15 protein-coding genes are annotated in these 16,686 nt (G+C 72.9%); 10 read left to right on the top strand and 5 right to left on the bottom strand.

The annotated features are described in order from the left end of the window. Positions 1–102: 102 nt before the first annotated feature. Both CLV37_RS17610 and CLV37_RS17605 read right to left on the bottom strand, forming a co-directional pair. A complete protein-coding gene (locus CLV37_RS17610) occupies positions 103–1,488 on the bottom strand; it encodes an NtaA/DmoA family FMN-dependent monooxygenase (RefSeq protein ID WP_170127336.1) in 1,386 nt (461 codons plus the stop codon). Next, on the bottom strand, positions 1,470–2,474 hold the full coding sequence (locus tag CLV37_RS17605; RefSeq protein ID WP_170127335.1) for an adenosine deaminase family protein: 1,005 nt from the start codon (positions 2,472–2,474) through the stop codon (positions 1,470–1,472). Before CLV37_RS17605 ends, CLV37_RS17610 begins: the two co-directional genes overlap by 19 nt. Before the next feature lie 66 nt (positions 2,475–2,540). Here CLV37_RS17605 and CLV37_RS27715 point away from each other — a divergent pair, with 66 nt between their 5' ends. From CLV37_RS27715 to CLV37_RS17585, 4 genes are all read left to right on the top strand, one after another. Beyond that, positions 2,541–3,452 carry a LysR family transcriptional regulator gene (locus CLV37_RS27715; RefSeq protein ID WP_170127334.1) on the top strand — a complete coding sequence of 304 codons (912 nt, stop codon included), beginning with the start codon at positions 2,541–2,543 and terminating at the stop codon, positions 3,450–3,452. A gap of 62 nt (positions 3,453–3,514) precedes the next feature. Beyond that, complete coding sequence (locus tag CLV37_RS17595) at positions 3,515–4,210, top strand: GntR family transcriptional regulator (protein ID WP_106212774.1); 696 nt, start codon at positions 3,515–3,517, stop codon at positions 4,208–4,210. Between the two features lie 106 nt (positions 4,211–4,316). Then, positions 4,317–5,678, top strand: coding sequence for an MFS transporter (locus CLV37_RS17590; RefSeq protein ID WP_170127333.1), 1,362 nt, complete (start codon positions 4,317–4,319; stop codon positions 5,676–5,678). Between the two features lie 24 nt (positions 5,679–5,702). After that, positions 5,703–6,464, top strand: coding sequence for an SDR family NAD(P)-dependent oxidoreductase (locus CLV37_RS17585; protein ID WP_106212770.1), 762 nt, complete (start codon positions 5,703–5,705; stop codon positions 6,462–6,464). 62 nt (positions 6,465–6,526) lie between these two features. Here the strand turns inward: CLV37_RS17585 and CLV37_RS17580 are convergent, their stop codons facing one another. Beyond that, a complete protein-coding gene (locus tag CLV37_RS17580; protein WP_106212768.1) occupies positions 6,527–7,588 on the bottom strand; it encodes an aldose epimerase family protein in 1,062 nt (353 codons plus the stop codon). Positions 7,589–7,727: 139 nt separating this feature from the next. After that, positions 7,728–8,384 (bottom strand): uracil-DNA glycosylase, encoded by a 657-nt coding sequence (locus tag CLV37_RS17575; RefSeq protein ID WP_106213120.1) that lies wholly within the window; start codon positions 8,382–8,384, stop codon positions 7,728–7,730. 198 nt (positions 8,385–8,582) lie between these two features. On the opposite strand from CLV37_RS17575, the gene napA reads away from it, so the two are divergent. Continuing rightward, positions 8,583–8,885: a nucleoid-associated protein NapA gene (gene napA, locus CLV37_RS17570; protein WP_106213118.1), complete on the top strand. Its 303-nt coding sequence runs from the start codon at positions 8,583–8,585 to the stop codon at positions 8,883–8,885. Positions 8,886–9,297: 412 nt separating this feature from the next. Continuing rightward, positions 9,298–9,501 carry a cold-shock protein gene (locus tag CLV37_RS17565; protein WP_106212766.1) on the top strand — a complete coding sequence of 68 codons (204 nt, stop codon included), beginning with the start codon at positions 9,298–9,300 and terminating at the stop codon, positions 9,499–9,501. Positions 9,502–9,546: 45 nt separating this feature from the next. Here CLV37_RS17565 and CLV37_RS17560 read toward each other — a convergent pair whose 3' ends face one another. After that, a complete protein-coding gene (locus CLV37_RS17560) occupies positions 9,547–11,259 on the bottom strand; it encodes a hypothetical protein (protein WP_106212764.1) in 1,713 nt (570 codons plus the stop codon). A gap of 289 nt (positions 11,260–11,548) precedes the next feature. Between CLV37_RS17560 and CLV37_RS17555 the strand changes: the two genes are divergently transcribed. The 4 genes from CLV37_RS17555 to groL all read left to right on the top strand — a co-directional run bounded on the left by CLV37_RS17555 (position 11,549) and on the right by groL (position 16,635). Then, positions 11,549–12,850, top strand: coding sequence for an extracellular solute-binding protein (locus tag CLV37_RS17555; RefSeq protein ID WP_106212762.1), 1,302 nt, complete (start codon positions 11,549–11,551; stop codon positions 12,848–12,850). Between the two features lie 54 nt (positions 12,851–12,904). Then, the gene (locus tag CLV37_RS17550; protein WP_106212760.1) at positions 12,905–13,873 is read left to right on the top strand and encodes a carbohydrate ABC transporter permease; all 969 of its coding nucleotides are present in this window, start codon (positions 12,905–12,907) and stop codon (positions 13,871–13,873) included. 1 nt (position 13,874) lies between these two features. Then, a complete protein-coding gene (locus tag CLV37_RS17545) occupies positions 13,875–14,759 on the top strand; it encodes a carbohydrate ABC transporter permease (RefSeq protein ID WP_106212758.1) in 885 nt (294 codons plus the stop codon). 250 nt (positions 14,760–15,009) lie between these two features. After that, positions 15,010–16,635 (top strand): chaperonin GroEL, encoded by a 1,626-nt coding sequence (gene groL / locus CLV37_RS17540; RefSeq protein WP_106212756.1) that lies wholly within the window; start codon positions 15,010–15,012, stop codon positions 16,633–16,635. Positions 16,636–16,686 lie beyond the last annotated feature (51 nt).

Here is a 16,686-nt window from a genome sequence, read left to right as displayed (position 1 = left end):
GGTCGCGGTCCAGCGCTGCTCGCTGGCTCCAGCCTCGGGACGAACCTGTCGGTGCCTCGCGTCCACGACCCGGACGACGGGCACCACCGTGCCGCTCACCGCTCACGCCCGCTCCTCGTGGACGTGCCGGAACCGGGCCGCGGGGTGGTCGGCGGGCAGCCTGGCGCGACCCGCCCCGAAGACCGCCTCGCGCAGCGTAGAGGGCGCCGCGCCCGGGCGGCGGTCGGCGACGAGCCCGCGACGGCGCAGCTCGGGGACCACCTCGGCGCAGAACTCGGCGTAGGAGCCGGGCACCACGAACGGGGTCACGTTGAACCCGTCGGCCCCCGTGTCCGCGAGCAGGCGCTCGAGGTCGTCGGCGACGTCGCCCGCCGTGCCGGTCAGGACGAACTCGCGCATCCCGAACCGCAGGAAGTCGGCCGTGGCCCCGGCCACCGTCTCGCCCCGGTACCGCTCCACCTGCGTGCGCCCGCCCTCGGTCCGCACGTCCGAGAAGCTGCCCGAGGGGTCCAGGGCCGCGAGGTCGACGCCCGTCATCGACGCGAAGTAGGCCCGGGCCGCGTCGACGTCCACCCACGACAGGTACTCCTCGAGGCGTTCGCGGGCGTGCGCCCGGTCGCGGCCCAGCACGACGCTGAGCCCGACGAGCGTGCGCACCGACCCCGGCGCGCGCCCGTGCCGGGCGGCGCGGGCGTGCAGGTCCTGCACGTGCCGGCGCAGCGTCGCCGCGTCGCGGCCCTGCAGGAACACCACCTCGGCGTGCTCGGCGGCGAACTCCCGGCCCCGTTCGCTCGTCCCGGCCTGGAAGATCACCGGGGTGCGCTGCGGGGACGGTTCGACCTTGAAGTAGCCGTGCGCGGAGAACCAGCGGCCGTCGTGGTGGACGGGGTGCACCCGGCCCGGGTCGGCGTAGCGGCGGGCGTCCTGGTCGACGAGGACGGCGTCGTCCTCCCACGACCCCTCGAACAACCGGTAGCTGAGAGCCAGGTGCTCGTCGGCGACGTCGTAGCGCACGTCGTGCGCGGGCAGCGGGGGCCGCCCGTGCAGCTCGCTGACGACGGGCGAGGACGTGGTGACGACGTTCCAGCCGATCCGGCCGCGCGTCAGGTGGTCCAGCGTCGCGAACCGCCGGGCGTTGGGGTAGGGCCCCTCGAACGTCGTCGAGGCCGTCACGGCGAACCCCAGGCGCCGCGTGACGGCCGCCATGGCGGGGACCAGGAGCATCGGGTCGTTCGTCGGCATCTCGACGGCCTGCTCGAACGTGACGTCCGGGGTCCGCCCGCGCAGCACCGGGTAGCCGGGGGAGTCGGCGAGGAACAGCAGGTCGAAACCGCCGTCCTCCAGCAACCGCGCCAGGTCGAGCCAGTGCTCGAGGTCCTTGTAGCGCACCGTCTGCTGCTCGGGGTGGGCCCACAACCCCTGGCTCGTGAGGTTCGGCCCGTTGATCTCGAACGCCGACAGCAGCAGCGTCACGGGGCCGCCAGCCACTGCGCCAGGGCCGTGCCGAACCGCTGCCGCGTCGTCGCGCTCATCCCCTCGACGCGCAGCCCGTTGCCGGCCAGGACCGCGAGCTCGGTGTCCGGCAGGCCCCAGACGTCGCGCGCGACGGCGTACTGGTCGCCGACGCCGCGCCCGAACCACAGCTGGTCGTCGGCGTTGAGCGTCAGCGCGACCCCCGCGGCGTGCAGGGCGGGCGCCGGGTGCGCGGCGAGGTCGGGGACGATCCCCAGCGCGACGTTCGAGACGGGCGCGACGTCGAGCACGACCCCGGTCTCGGCGAGCCGGCGGACGAACCCGGCGTCCTCCACCGACCTGATCCCGTGCGAGATCCGTGTCGCGCCCAGCACGTCGACGGCCTCGGCGACGCACTCCCACCCCCCGGTCTGGCCCGCGTGCGCCACCACCGGCAGGCCCGCGGCCCGGGCCGCGGCCGCGCAGGACGCGAACCGCTCCAGGCCAGAGGGTTCTTCGAACCCCGCCGTCCCGAACGCCGTCACCCCCGCCCCGGCGAACTCGGCGGCGAGCGCGGCCAGGTCCGCGGCGACCGGCTCGTCCTGGTCGGTGTTCACCGTCACGAGGGCGCCGACCTCGATCCCGTGCCGCCGGCCCGCCGTGGCGAACGCCTCCAGCACCACCCGCGTCACGTCGCGCAGGCTGCCCAGGCGGGGGGCGTACAACTGCGGTTCGACCGCCGGTTCGAGGAACAGGACGCCCTCGGCGGCCTCCTGCGCCACGAGCGCCTCGCACAACCCGGCGAGGTCGTCGAGGTCCTGCACGAGCGCCGGGACGCGCCCGTAGGCGTCGAAGAACCCCCACACGTCCGGCCAGCGCTCCGGCTCGCCGGAGGAGGCCCGGGCGGGCAGGTCGAGGCCGACGCCGCGGCGGCGGGCGAGGTCGAGCACGGCCTGGCGGGGGTACGACCCGTCCAGGTGGGCGTGCACGTGGACCTTCGGCAGCGAGACGAGCGGACGCACGAGCACAACGTAGGCACCTCGCACCCTGCGTGTCGCGCACGGGACTCCTCTGGGACCATCGACGCCGTGGAGGAACGGTCGGGGCGGGGCCAGGGCGAGCTCGACGCGAGGTCGCTGCGCTACCTGCTGGCCGTCGCCCGCGACCGCAGCTTCACCACCGCCGCGGCCTCCCTGCAGATGTCCCAGCCCGCGCTGAGCCAGGCCGTGGCCCGCGTGGAGTCCCTGGTGGGGGGCCGGCTCGTCGTGCGCGACGCCCGCGGCGTCGCCCGGGAGGGCAACCCCCTGACGCCCGCGGGCCAGGCCCTGGTGGCCGACGCCGAGCGCATCACCGAGCTCCTCGACCGAGCCCTGGTGCGCGCCCGGCGCATCGCCGAGGCCGGCGAGCGGGAACGGCTGACCGTGGGGATCGGCACGTCGACCCCGCGGTGGGTCTCGACGCGGCTCGTCGAGGCCGCCCAGGAGAGCCCCGGGCTCGACGTCGTGCTGCGCCACGTCCCGTGGGGCCGGGAGGTCGCCGACCTCGTCGACGGCAAGGTCGACGTCGTCTTCCAGCAGCGGCCGCCGGGTGCCGACCCCGACCCGCGCGTGCGGTCCGTCGACGTCGCCGGGATCGGCCGGGTCGCCGTCTTCGCCGCCGGGCACCGGCTGGCCGCCCGCAGCTCGCTGTCGATCGGGGACCTGGACGCCGAGCCGATCGTCGACGCCGGCAGCGAGCGCGACGTCTGGCTCGTCGACCCCCGGCCCTCGGGGGCCGTCCCCGTCGTCGTGGGGCCCGCCGCCACGACGGTCGAGGAGATGCTGGCCGTCGTCGCCACGGGCCGGGCCATGGCCATCACCTCCGAGGCCGTGGCCTCCGCGCACCGCTCCGACGACCTGGTCTTCGTGCCGCTGCGCGACCTCGAACCGCTGCGCCTGCACCTGGTGGCGCTCGCCGACGACGCCCGGGCGTCGGTGCAGGCCCTGCTCGCCTCCTTCTGAGGGACGGGCCGGGGGACCCGCTGCGGCGCGGGGGGCCGACCGGCGGTGGGTACGATCTCGCGGTGCCGTCCCGCCCCGCGCCGCCGTCCGTCCCCGCGCGCGCCTCGCTGGCCGACTCGGTGCACACCTCGCTGCTGGCCTGGCTGATGGACGGCAACGCCGAACCGGGGGAGGCGCTGAGCATCGACGGGCTCGCCCGGCTGCTGGGGGTCTCCCCGACGCCGGTGCGCGAGGCGATGGCCCGCATCGAGTCCACGGGTCTGCTCGAACGCGTCGCGATGCGCGGGTACCGGGTGGCGGGTCTGCTGTCCCGCGAGGAGATCGACCAGCTGATGGACGCCCGGCTGCTGCTGGAGTGCCACAACGTCGCGGCGGCGGCCGCCGCGGTCGACGAGGACCTGCTGGCGCGGCTGGGCGAGACCGTCGAGCGCATGGCGCGGGCCCCCAAGGGGCCGTCGTTCACCGAGTACCAGGACTACCACCGGGCCGACAACGAGTTCCACCGGCTGGTGAACCACGCCGGGGGCAACCGGTTCCTGGCCGACGCGTTCGAGGGCCTGAACGGTCAGCTGCAGCGGTTCCGGTTCCGGCTCGTCCAGCGCGGGGTGACCGACGCCGGCCCGGCGATCGACGAGCACACGGCGGTCGTGCAGGCCCTGCGGGCGAAGGACGGGGCCGCGGCGGCCGAGCGCATGCGCGAGCACCTCGAAGCCGTCCGGCGCCGGGCCATCGAGGACCGCGCGAGCGCCGGCCGCTGACCGTCCGCGTCGTCGCGGGTCGACCGCGCTCACGTTGACAGCAACATCCTATTGGATGTTTTATCGCCCGAGCACTCTCGTCCGTCCTGGACGACCTCTGTGAACGATGACGTCTTCTGGAGAGCCCGTGAGCACGCCCACCACCGGAGAGCAGACCGCGCTGGTCGACTCCGCCGTCCGCCGCTCGGCCAAGCGGCTCATCCCGTTCCTGCTGCTGATGTACGTCATCGCGTTCCTCGACCGCAGCAACGTCGGGTTCGCCAAGGAGGAGCTCGAGGCCGACATCGGCCTGTCGGCCGCGGCGTACGCGCTGGGCGCGGGCCTGTTCTTCGTCGGCTACGCCCTGTTCGAGGTCCCCAGCAACCTGATCATGCACAGGGTCGGCGCTCGCTGGTGGATGGCCCGGATCATGGTGACCTGGGGCATCATCGCCACCGCGTTCATGTTCGTGCAGGGCGAGACGATGTTCTACGTCCTGCGGTTCCTCCTCGGTGTCGCCGAGGCCGGGTTCTTCCCCGGCGTCCTGCTCTACCTCACGTACTGGTTCCCCGAGGACCGGCGCGCCTTCGCGACCGGCCTGTTCCAGATGGGCCTGCCGCTGGCCAACATCGTCGGCGGCCCGCTGTCCGGTGGGCTCCTGGAACTCGACGGGTTCGGGGGTCTGGCCGGGTACCAGTGGCTGTTCATGGTCGAGGGCGTCCTCGCGGTCCTCGTCGGGATCGTCGCCGTGTTCTACCTGACCGACCGGCCCGAGAAGGCCGCCTGGATGCCGGCCCCCGAACGCGACGCCCTGCTCGCCCGGCTCGAGGCGGACAACGCCGACCGCGCCGCCGTGGGTGGGCACCAGGGCTGGGCCAAGGCGCTGCTCAACCCCCGCGTGCTGTACTTCTGCCTGATCTGCCTGTGCATCCAGGCCGCGGTCTACGGCCTGACGTTCTTCCTGCCGACCCAGGTGGCGAGCATCACCGGACGCGACGTCGGGTTCCAGGTCGGGCTGCTCACCTCGATCCCGTGGGCCTGCGCCTTCGTCACCATCGCCCTCCTGCCCCGGTTCGCCGACCGCACCGGCCGGCACCGCGAGATCGGCGCCGCGCTGCTCGTCCTGTCCGGCATCGGCATCGCGGTCTCGGCCGTCGCGGAGAACGCCGTGGTCGCGATCGTCGCCCTGTGCGTCGCGGCCGTCGGTTTCGTCACCTGCCAGCCGCTGTTCTGGACCCTGCCCACCCGCTACCTCAGCGGTGCCGCGCTGGCAGCGGGTTTCGGTCTCATCAACGGCCTGGGGAACCTGGGCGGCTTCATCGCCCCGAACATCCGCGTCTGGGCCGAGGAGACGTTCGACTCCAGCACCGCGGGGCTGTTCGCCCTGGCGGGGATGGCCGTCCTGGGAGCACTGTTCCTGCTGGGCACGAGGTTCCTGCGCACCGCCCCCGCCGACGCCCCCGCGACCACGGCCGACGCCGTCCGCTGACCCGACCACACCCTGGAGACCACCATGGAGTTCCCCGCCCGCCGCACCGCCGTCGTCACCGGCGTCGGCGCCCCCCGCGGCATCGGCCGCGTCGTCGCCCGCCGCCTCGCGGCCGACGGCTGGAGCCTCGGCCTCGTCGACATCTCTGCCGACGGCGTCGCCGAGATCACCCGCGAACTCACCGACGCCGGCGTCGAGGTCTCCGGGGCCGTCACCGACATCTCCTCCCCGGAGTCCGTCGCCGCCGCGTTCGAGCGGTTCGACGCCGACCTGCCGCCCGTCGTCGGCCTGGTGAACCTCGCCGGGATCGCCGACCCGACCCCCCTCATGGACCTCACGGTCGAGGGCTGGAACCGGACGATGGCCGTCAACGCGACGGGGTCGCTGCTGATGATCCAGGCCGCCGCCCGCCGCATGATCGACCTCGGGGTCGGGCGCATCGTCAACACGTCCTCGATCACCGCGGTCGACGGGGGCGGGACGTTCTCCAAGACCTCCTACGCCGCCGCCAAGGCCGCCGTCCTCGGCCTGACCCGCGGCGCCGCGCGCGAACTCGGCCCGCACGGCATCACCGCCAACGCGATCCTGCCCGGCCCGATCGACACCGACATCATGGGCGGGACCCTCACGGACGAGCGCAAGGCCGGCATGGCCGCGGGCATCCCCGTCGGCCGCGTCGGGACCCCCGCCGACATCGCGGCGATGGTCGCGTTCCTGCTCTCGCAGGACGCCGGTTTCGTCAACGGCGTCAGCTACCAGGTCGACGGCGGCAAGCACATCAACTGACCGCACGGGGCCGACGGCGACGGGGTGCACGAGGTGCCCCCGTCGCCGTCGTCGTCCCGCCCTCAGGCCGAGAAGACGTACTCGGTCGTCGAGGTGAACTCCTCACCCGGGCGCACGACCGAGTCCCCGAGCAGCGGCTGGTTCACGGCGTCGGGCAGCAGCTGCGTCTCCAGGCACACCGCGTCGCCCTGGCGGACCGGCCGGCCCTGGACAGTGCGCCACGAGCCGTCGAGGAAGTTGCCCGAGTAGAACTGCAGCCCCGGCAGGTCCGTGCGGACCGCCACCGTGCGGCCCGAGCGCGAACCGGTCACCGTCCCGACCTCGCGCAGGGTCCCGGGCCCGTCCAGCACCAGGCAGTGGTCGTACCCGCCCGCCCGCAGGAGCTGGTCGTCGGCGTCGCGCAGGCGCTCGCCGATCCGGGTGGGGGAGGAGAAGTCGAACGGGGTGCGGGCCGTCGCGGCGAGCTCCCCGGTGGGGATGAGGTTCGCGTCCACCGGCAGGTACCGCGCGGCGGCCAGCCGCACGACGTGGTCCTCCACGGACCCGGCCCCGTCGAGGGCGAAGTACGCGTGGTTCGTGAGGTTCACCGGGGTGGGGGCGTCGGTCGTCGCCGCGTAGTCCAGGCGCAGGACCACGGCGGAGCCCTCCTCGCGCAGCGAGTACGTGACGGCCGCCTCGAGCGTCCCGGGGAACCCCATGTCGCCGTCGGGCGAGCGCAGGGCGAACCGGACCCCCGGGACCCCGTCGACGTCCACCTGCGAGGCCGACCACACGCGCTGGTCGAAACCCTCGAGGCCGCCGTGCAGCGCGTTGACGCCGTCGTTGAGCGGGACCCGGTGCTCGACGCCGTCGAGGCTGAACCGCCCGCCCGCGATGCGGTTCGCGACGCGGCCGACGACGGCCCCGGGGTACCCGTCGGCGTCCTCGTAGGCCGCGACGTCCGGCAGCGCGACGACCGCGTCGCCGAGGTCGCCCGCGGCGTCCGGCACGCGGACCTGCTGCAGCGTCGCCCCGCGGGTCAGCACGGCCGCGCTCGCGCCCGAGGGCAGCCGCAGCTCCCAACGCTCCACGGGTTCCCCGCGGCGGGTCCGGCCGAAGGGACTGCTGTGCACCGTTGCCGTCATGGGGCCGATCGTGCCCTACGCCCCGCGCCCGCCGTCACGGGGCCGCTCGGGTTCCGGCACGTTGACTCAACGGTCCCGTTCATCGAGACCGGGGATGGAGCCAGCGCGCAGCGCCGGACAACGTGCCGGAACCCCGGCCTCACTCCAGGCGCCAGTCGATCCCGTCCCCGCCGGCCTCGCGCAGCAGCGCGTCGACGCGGCTGAAGGGCCGCGAGCCGAAGAACCCGCGCGAGGCGGACAGCGGGCTCGGGTGGACCCCGGCGACCACGGGCACACCTTCCAGCAGCGGCGTCACCTGCTGGGCGTCGCGGCCCCACAGCAGCGCCACGAGCGGACCGCCGCGGGCGGCGAGGGCGCGCACGGCCGCGTCGGTCACCACCTGCCAGCCGAGCCTGCGGTGCGAGCCGGAGCTGCCGGCGCGCACCGTCAGGACGCGGTTGAGCAGCAGGACGCCCGCCTCGGTCCAGCTCGACAGGTCGCCGTGCGCGGGCGGTTCGACGCCGACGTCCTCGCGCAGTTCGCGCCCGATGTTCACCAGCGAGCGCGGCAGCGGCCGTACGTGCGGCTCCACGGCGAAGCTCAGCCCGACCGGGTGCCCGGGCGTGGGGTAGGGGTCCTGCCCGACGAGCAGCACCCGCACCCCGGCGAACGGCTGCCGGAACGCGCGCAGCACGTCCTGGGGCGCGGGCAACCAGGTCTCGGCTTCGGCGGCCAGCGCCGCCGAGATCCGTTCCAGGTCCGCGCGCACGGGGGCCAGGGCCTGCGCCCAGCCCGGGTCGAGGTCGTCCAGGCCCAGGCCGGCCGGGTCCTGCGGGGTCTGCGGGAACGCTGGGGTGGGAGTCACGCGTGGGACCGTACCCAGCCCCCGGCGCGCGCGGCCAGGTGAATGACACGCGTGTGATGCCCTCCTAGACTCACGACCGCTGGGCACCGCCGGGGGGCCTGACGGTGACGGAGGGGTGGGCACGTGGAGCGGTCGGACGCGACGGCGCGCATCGGGCACGACGAGCACGAGCAGGCCGGCGCACCGTCGGGCGAGCTGCCCGAGGGGCTGAGCCGGCGCGACGCCGAGATCCTCGCCTTCGAGCGCCAGTGGTGGAAGTACGCCGGGGCCAAGGAGCAGGCCGTGCGCGAACTCTTCGACCTGTCCCCGACGCGGTACTACCAGCTGCTCAACGCCCTCATCGACTCCCCGGCCGCGCTGGCGCACGACCCGATGCTGGTCAAGCGCTTGCGCCGCATGCGCTCCAGCCGGCAGCGGGCGCGCTCGGCCCGTCGCCTGGGCGTGCAGCCCTGAGCCGCACCCGGACCCGCCAGCTGGCCGCGCGCCGGGGTGCGCACCGCACCCGTCGCGGTCCGCTGGGGGTCCTCGTGCTGGTCCTCGCGTGGGGGGTGCTCGCGGCGGTCGTGGTCGCCGGCCTCGTCGTGGGGCTGCGCTCGGTCCTCGGGCCGCTGCTCGACCTGGCGCGCGGCGCGCTCTGAGCGAGCGTTCCGTGACCATCTCGTGAAGACGAGGTTCGTCGAACCTTGTCCCACCAGCCCCTCCCCGCACTAATCTGAGCCTCGGTCGATCAGTTCGGCGAGCAGTCGTCCCCTCGGGGCAGAGCGCGTCGGGCCTCGCTCACGGCCGCGTGGCCGCGGGCAGCGTGAGACCCGTGTCCGGCGCGCGCCGGAGGCGTCTTCCGCTCGCTGCACCACCAGGAGAAGCAATGGCTCAGGGCACCGTGAAGTGGTTCAACGCCGAGAAGGGGTACGGCTTCATCACCGTCGACGACGGCGGTGCGGACGTGTTCGTGCACTACTCCGCCATCGTGGCCGACGGCTACCGCGCCCTCGAGGAGGGACAGCGGGTGGAGTTCGAGGTCGGCCAGGGCCAGAAGGGCCCGCAGGCCGAGAGCGTCCGCGCCCTCTGAGGACCCGGGGTCCGGGGTGACGTCGCGCGCCACCCCGGACCCGAGTCAGCCTGCGGCCACCGAGCGTCCCCGCAGGCGCACGTGCTGCACTCCGGGGGTGCGTCCGGTGACGAACACGACCTCGCCGTGGGCGGGCAGGTCGGCGCCGAGGTAGCCGTACTGCTCACCGGGGTCGATGCGGGCCGGTTCGTCGCGGCCGCCACCGGGGCCCACGACGATCTGGTCGCCGCCCACGGTGTACCGCAGTTCCCCGCCCGTCAGCCGGCGCGTGCCGTCGGCGTCCTGCTCGACGCCCTCGAGGGTCCCGCCGGGCCGGAAGGCGAGTTCCAGCGCGAACGACGTCGCCGCGCCGGTGGTCCGGACCGTCAGGTCCACCCCGTCCTCCAGCAGGTCCACCACGACCTCGGTGGTGAGCTCCACCGCGTCGACCGGGCGGCGCTCGAAGGCCATGGCGGCGTGGAAGCGGCCCTCGTCGCCGAACGCGTAGGCCCCCGCGGGGTCGCGGTCGGCGGGGGCCAGCGGCTGGTAGTACCCGGCGCGCAGCGTCTGCCGCAGCACGTACCCGCCCGGACGGGGTTCGAGCACGGCGCTGCGGAAGGGGCCGAGGCCGAAGAACTCCGCCGAGAACCGCACGGAGCGCAGCAGCGCCTCGCCGTGCCGGAAGCGCAGGAACGTCGCCGAGTTCGCGGTGCCGGAACGGACGGTCGTGACCGGCGGCAGGTCGCTGCCGCCGAAGACGGTGGTCCGGCTGCGGGCCGTCGCTGACACCGCGAGCCCGGAGGCCGGGTACACCGCGGTGCCGGTCCAGGGTTCGGCCGGTTCGTCGGGCAGCCGTCCGGCCAGTTCAGGACGGGCCATCACCTCCGGCAGGTCCTGCCGGCCGTGCGCGCCGAGGGCCTGCAGGCTCCGGGCGGCGGCGGCGAAGTCCGCGCGGCCCTCGGCGAGCGCGAACCGCCGGTAGGGCAGCAGGAACCGGTCGCCCGGGTAGCCGGCCTCGTGCTGGTCCTGGCGGCGGGAGTGCACCGACTCCAGGAGCCCGTCGCCGTCGAGCAGCGGCAGGAACGCCTCCAGGTTGCGGCGCACCGGGTCCAGCAGGTCGGGGCGGTCGAGCTCGTCGGCGAGGGTGAGCAGCGAGGGGTTGGTGACGGCGCCGGCGTACAGCGGGCTGCGCTCGGAGTACATGCCGTCCGGTTGCAGGTCGACGCCCTCGGCCAGCCACTGCTCGACGCGGGCGCGCACGGCGGGGTCGGGCCCGAGGAGCGCGTCGAGCCGGGCCAGGGCGCTGGACAGTTCCCAGCGGTGGTTGGGCGTGTGCACCCCGCCGGTCAGCAGGGGCGGCAGGGCGCGCTCGCCGATCCGCCGCAGCCCGTCGGCCACGGGGGCCAGGGCCGGTTCGCGGGCCGCGAGGCCGGCGGTCAGGCACAAGTCGTTGACGGTGAAGGCGGTGTCGGGCGGGGAGGCCAGGTTCGTGCTGTCGAACAGGCCGCCGGGGGTCTGCGCCGCGGCGAGGTGGCCGAGCAGGCGGCCGGCGAGCTCCAGCACGGCCTCGTCGTGGTGGTGGGCGGAGTCCGGGTGCGAGAACGCCGCGACGAGGGCCTTGAGGCGGGCCGTCGTCTCGCGGTGCGCCAGCGGGCTCAGGGCCGCGGCGTCGCCGGACAGCAGCCCCGCCACGTGCCGGTCGAGGTCCGCCACGAGCGCGGCGGTGAACGCCTCGTCCACGGGGTGCCCGTGCGGCGGGGAGGGCTGGGGTGGGGTCACGGGTCGTCCTCGGGGGAACTCGGGGGGAATCGGGGGGATTCGGGAACGCGCTGGTCAGCCGCCGGGCGGGGCGACGCTGCGTCACGGGTCGCCGACGGTATCGTGCGTATGACCTGACGTGAAGTCAACCGGTCCGCACAGTCTCTAGAGCCTTGACGGGTAAACCCTTTCCTCGTACCGTCCAAGCTCCGCCGACGACGGCGGAGCCGTTCCCCCGCAGGCCCGCACAGGTCGGCTCGACGGCGGGTGGGGGAGACGGTCGAGGACCGGGAGACGAGGAAGTCCAACCATGACCCGTACCAGCACCAGCCGGCGTTCCGTCCTCCTCGGCTCCCTCGCCGCGGTCGCCGCCGGCAGCGCCCTGAGCGCCTGCGGCGGGGGCGGCGGTTCGAGCGCCGGTGGCGGCGACGCGAAGAAGATCACCTTCTGGCTCTCGGCCAGCGACGCGCAGGCCAAGGGCTACTACGACCTCGCCGACGCCTTCAAGGCCGCCCAGGGCATCACCGTCGAGATCGTCAACGTCCCCTACGACGGCTACCAGACCAAGCTGCGCCAGTCCGCGCAGGCGAACTCCCTGCCCGACGTCGCCAGCGCCCCGTCGCTGGACCCGATCTGGACCAACAAGCTCCAGGACCTCACCGCGGTCGCGACGAGCACCACCAACAAGATCGACGAGAAGCTCTACCAGAAGACCGACGACGGCAAGATCCTCACGATCCCCTCCGACATCACCGCGGCCGGGCTGTTCATCAACACCACCCTGTTCCAGAAGGCGGGCGTCGCCTACCCGACCGACCCGGCCAGCACGTGGACCTGGGACGAGTTCCTCGCCGCCGCCACCCAGGTGCGCACGGCGACGGGGTCCAAGTACGACCTCGTCTACGACGCCTCCCCGGCCCGCATCCGCGCCTTCGTCTACGAGCACGGGGCCAAGGGCTTCCAGCTCAACGAGAAGGGCACCGAGTACTCCGTCGACGACGCCACCACGGCGGTGCTGCAGAAGTTCGTCGACATCAACGACGACGTCGTCATGCCCAAGTCGGTCTGGACCTCCGGGGCCGACCCGAACGCCCTGTTCAAGAGCGGCCAGGTCGTCGCCTACTTCTCCGGCGTCTGGCAGGTCGCGGACTTCGCCGAGAGCATCACCCAGTTCGAGTGGGCCGCCGTGCCGACCCCGGCGCAGCCCACCCAGGCCACCGACATCAACACCGGCGGCAAGATCGTCGCCTTCGACAACGGCGACACCAAGGACGCGGCGATGAAGTTCGTCGAGTTCCTCTACGACCCCGCGAACTACGCGAAGGTCGCCGCCACGAACGGCTGGCTGCCCGTCGAGAACGACCTCGACATCACCTACCCGGGCACGAACCAGGCCGCGCTCGACGGCTACGCGCTGTACCAGAAGGAGATCCAGCTCGCCGACCCGATCTCCACCTCCGGGTCCGACGCGGGTGAGAAGCTGACCCTGGCGGGCAAGGCGATCACCACCGACCCCACCAAGGACGAGATGGGCAAGGCCATCAACGGTCAGCAGACCGTGGCCGAGACCGTCGCCAACATCGTCAAGCTGCTCAACGAGCAGATCGCCTGACGTCCCCGCCGGGCCCGGGGACACCCGGGCCCGGGCCCACCCCCAGGAGGTTCGATGCCCCCCAGCGCACCGGGTCCGGTCCCCGCGGCGGTCGGGGACGACCCCGCCGCCCTCGTGGCGACCCCCGCCGCCCGCTCGTCCCGCTCCACCCGCCGGCGGGCGGCGCGCTACCGCCTCGCGCCGCTGCTGTTCGTCGGCGTCAACGTGGTGCTCTTCGCCCTCTTCTTCGTCTGGCCCGCGATCACGGGGCTGTGGTACTCGTTCACGAGCTACACCGGGGTCGGGTCCGCGCCCTGGGTGGGGCTGGCGAACTACCAGAAGCTCTTCGCCGACTCCGCGTTCTACGCCGCGTTCGGCCGCACCGTCGTGTTCGCGGCGATGTCGGTGCCGCTGGTCTACGTCCTGTCGCTGTCCATGGCGGTGCTGCTGACCACCCCGCACGCCAAGGGCAAGACGGTCGCCCGGATCCTGTTCTTCGTCCCGTGGCTGATCTCACCGATCGTGGCCGGCGTCATCTGGCGGTGGATCTTCGGGGAGAACTTCGGCCTCGTCAACTACCTCATCACCTCCCTGGGCGGCAGCGCCGTCCCGTGGCAGTCGAACGCGAACCTGTCGCTGGTCGTCGTCGCCTTCGCGGGGGCGTGGGGCGGGACGGCGTTCAACATGCTGCTGTTCGTCGCCGCGCTGAAGAACGTGCCCACCTCCTACTACGAGGCCGCCTCCCTCGACGGCGCCTCGCCGTGGCAGCGCTTCCGGTACATCACCCTGCCGAGCATCGCGCCGACGTCGTTCATCGTGATCCTGCTGGGCAGCCTGGGGGCGATGAAGGAGTACGCGCTGCTGCAGTCCCTCAACGGCGGCGGCCCGGGCACGGAGAACAACCTCGTCGTGCAGTACATCTTCCGCACCGGCTTCCAGCAGGGCCAGATCGGCTACGCCAGCGCGGCGTCCTTCGTGCTGATGGCCGTGCTCATGGTCATCGCCTTCGCCCAGGTCCTCGTCAACCGACGCCGGGAGGCGTGAGATGGCCCTCTCCTCGCTGAGCCGCCCGACCCCGGCCGCGCGCCGCGCCGCGCGCACCCGCACCGACGCCTCGCCCTTCCGGGTCGTCAGCGCCACCACGCTGCTGTGGCTGCTGGCACTGCTCTACGGCTTCCCCGTGCTGTGGTTCGTGCTGTCGTCCTTCAAGCCCGCCGGGGACCTCTTCTCCTACCCCCTGACGCTGCTGCCGAAGACCTGGACGGTCTCCGGCTACGAGCAGGCGTGGACGAGCTTCAACTTCGCCGGGTACTTCACCAACACCCTGATCGTCGCGGTCGTCACGACGGTGCTCACCGTCACCGCCAGCGCCATGACGGGCTACGCGCTGGCCAAGTACTCCAACTGGTGGCTCAAGGCCTTCTTCATGTGCATCCTCGCCACGACGATGCTGCCGACCGAGGTCATCCTGTCCCCGTCCTTCCTGGTCGTGCGCGACCTGGGGCTCTACAACCACCTCGCCGGGATCATCGTCCCCTCGATCATCACCGCGACCGGGTGCTTCATGTTCCGGCAGTTCTTCACCACGGTGCCCGACGAGCTGCTGGAGGCGGCCCGGATCGACGGCTCGAACGAGCTGTCGACCTTCGTGCGCGTCATGCTGCCCATCGCCCGCCCGATCATGGTGACGCTGGCGATCTTCTCCTTCCAGTGGCGCTGGAACGACTACATCTGGCCGCTCATCGTGCTCAACGACCCGGGCAAGTTCACCCTGCAGATCGGGATCCAGAGCATCGTCGGGGCGCAGAACGTCAACTGGTCGGTGCTGCTGGGCGCCTCGGTCATCTCGATCGTCCCGCTGGTGGTCATCTACCTCGTCTTCCAGCGGTACGTCATGAACGCCGACATCAACGCCGGGCTCAAGGACTGAGCGCGCGGGCCCGTCCGCGGTGAGCGGACGGGCCACCGGGCGTTTGCACTCGGAGGGGGAGAGTGCCAACATTGGCGTTGGCACTCTCGAGTCGAGAGTGACAACAGCACCTCGACCCGGGAGCGAAGCTCCCCGGCCGGGGCGGTGAGGTCCGCAGGTCCCGGGGGACGTGACCCCGGGAGCGCGCGGCCGTCCGTCGCGGGCACCGCTCCAGCCACCCACGCCCGTTCTTCTGGGAGGAACACCAGGCATGAGCAAGATCATCGCCTTCGACGAAGAGGCTCGTCGCGGCCTCGAGCGCGGGATGAACCAGCTCGCTGACGCCGTCAAGGTCACGCTGGGGCCCAAGGGCCGCAACGTCGTCCTGGAGAAGAAGTGGGGCGCCCCCACGATCACCAACGACGGTGTCTCCATCGCCAAGGAGATCGAGCTCGAGGACCCCTACGAGAAGATCGGGGCCGAGCTCGTCAAGGAAGTCGCCAAGAAGACCGACGACGTCGCGGGCGACGGCACCACCACCGCCACCGTGCTGGCCCAGGCGCTCGTGCGCGAGGGTCTGCGCAACGTGGCCGCGGGCGCGAACCCGATGGGCCTCAAGCGCGGCATCGAGAAGGCCGTCGAGGCCGTGACCGAGCAGCTGCTGGCCGCCGCCAAGGAGGTCACCACCAAGGAGCAGATCGCGGCCACCGCCGGGATCTCCGCCGGTGACGCCTCCATCGGCGAGCTCATCGCCGAGGCGCTCGACAAGGTCGGCAAGGAAGGTGTCATCACCGTCGAGGAGAGCAACACCTTCGGCCTCGAGCTCGAGCTCACCGAGGGCATGCGCTTCGACAAGGGCTACATCTCGCCCTACTTCGTCACCGACGCCGAGCGTCAGGAGACGGAGCTCGAGGACCCGTACCTGCTGATCCTCAACTCCAAGATCTCGACCGTGAAGGACCTGCTCCCGCTGCTGGAGAAGGTCATGCAGTCGGGCAAGCCCCTCGTGATCGTGGCCGAGGACGTCGAGGGCGAAGCCCTGGCGACCCTCGTCGTCAACAAGATCCGCGGCACCTTCAAGTCCGTCGCCGTCAAGGCCCCGGGCTTCGGCGACCGCCGCAAGGCCATGCTCGGCGACATCGCCATCCTCACCGGTGGTCAGGTCATCTCCGAGGAGGTCGGCCTCAAGCTCGACACCGCGGACCTCGACCTGCTCGGCCGCGCCCGCAAGGTCGTCGTCACCAAGGACGAGACCACGATCGTCGAGGGTGCCGGCGACGCCGACGCCATCGCCGGCCGCGTGGGCCAGATCCGCGCCGAGATCGAGCGCAGCGACTCCGACTACGACCGCGAGAAGCTCCAGGAGCGTCTCGCCAAGCTGGCCGGCGGCGTGGCCGTCATCAAGGCCGGCGCGGCGACCGAGGTCGAGCTCAAGGAACGCAAGCACCGCATCGAGGACGCCGTCCGCAACGCGAAGGCCGCCGTCGAGGAGGGCATCGTCGCCGGTGGTGGCGTGGCCCTCATCCAGGCCGGCGTGCTCGCCTTCGACAAGCTCGACCTCGTCGGTGACGAGGCCACGGGCGCGAACATCGTCAAGGTCGCCATCCAGGCCCCGCTGAAGCAGATCGCCGTCAACGCCGGCCTCGAGGGCGGCGTCGTGGCGGAGAAGGTCAGCAACCTGCCCACCGGTCACGGCCTCAACGCCGCCACCGGCGAGTACGTGGACCTGCTCGGCGCGGGCATCAACGACCCGGTCAAGGTGACGCGCTCCGCGCTGCAGAACGCCGCCTCCATCGCGGCGCTGTTCCTCACCACCGAGGCCGTCATCGCCGACAAGCCGGAGAAGTCCGCTCCGGCCCCGGCCGGCGACGGTGGCATGGGCGGCATGGACTTCTGAGTCCAGCCCCACCCCGCACCACCTGATCCACCCGCGAGGGCGGTCCTCCAC

The organism is Kineococcus rhizosphaerae (genome assembly GCF_003002055.1).
GTDB classification, from domain to species: Bacteria; Actinomycetota; Actinomycetes; order Actinomycetales; family Kineococcaceae; genus Kineococcus; species Kineococcus rhizosphaerae.
Note: the sequence above shows the minus strand (reverse complement) of the source record. Positions and strands in the feature narration are given on the sequence as shown.

What these genes read in the sequence shown, in the direction of transcription:
- CLV37_RS17585 (WP_106212770.1), top strand. Translation starts at nt 5,703, where the DNA reads ATGGAGTTCCCCGCCCGCCGCACCGCCGTCGTCACCGGCGTCGGCGCC.
- CLV37_RS17545 (WP_106212758.1), top strand. Translation starts at nt 13,875, where the DNA reads ATGGCCCTCTCCTCGCTGAGCCGCCCGACCCCGGCCGCGCGCCGCGCC.
- CLV37_RS17565 (WP_106212766.1), top strand. Translation starts at nt 9,298, where the DNA reads ATGGCTCAGGGCACCGTGAAGTGGTTCAACGCCGAGAAGGGGTACGGC.
- CLV37_RS17555 (WP_106212762.1), top strand. Translation starts at nt 11,549, where the DNA reads ATGACCCGTACCAGCACCAGCCGGCGTTCCGTCCTCCTCGGCTCCCTC.
- CLV37_RS17550 (WP_106212760.1), top strand. Translation starts at nt 12,905, where the DNA reads ATGCCCCCCAGCGCACCGGGTCCGGTCCCCGCGGCGGTCGGGGACGAC.
- CLV37_RS17580 (WP_106212768.1), bottom strand. Translation starts at nt 7,588, where the DNA reads ATGACGGCAACGGTGCACAGCAGTCCCTTCGGCCGGACCCGCCGCGGG.
- groL (WP_106212756.1), top strand. Translation starts at nt 15,010, where the DNA reads ATGAGCAAGATCATCGCCTTCGACGAAGAGGCTCGTCGCGGCCTCGAG.
- CLV37_RS17590 (WP_170127333.1), top strand. Translation starts at nt 4,317, where the DNA reads ATGACGTCTTCTGGAGAGCCCGTGAGCACGCCCACCACCGGAGAGCAG.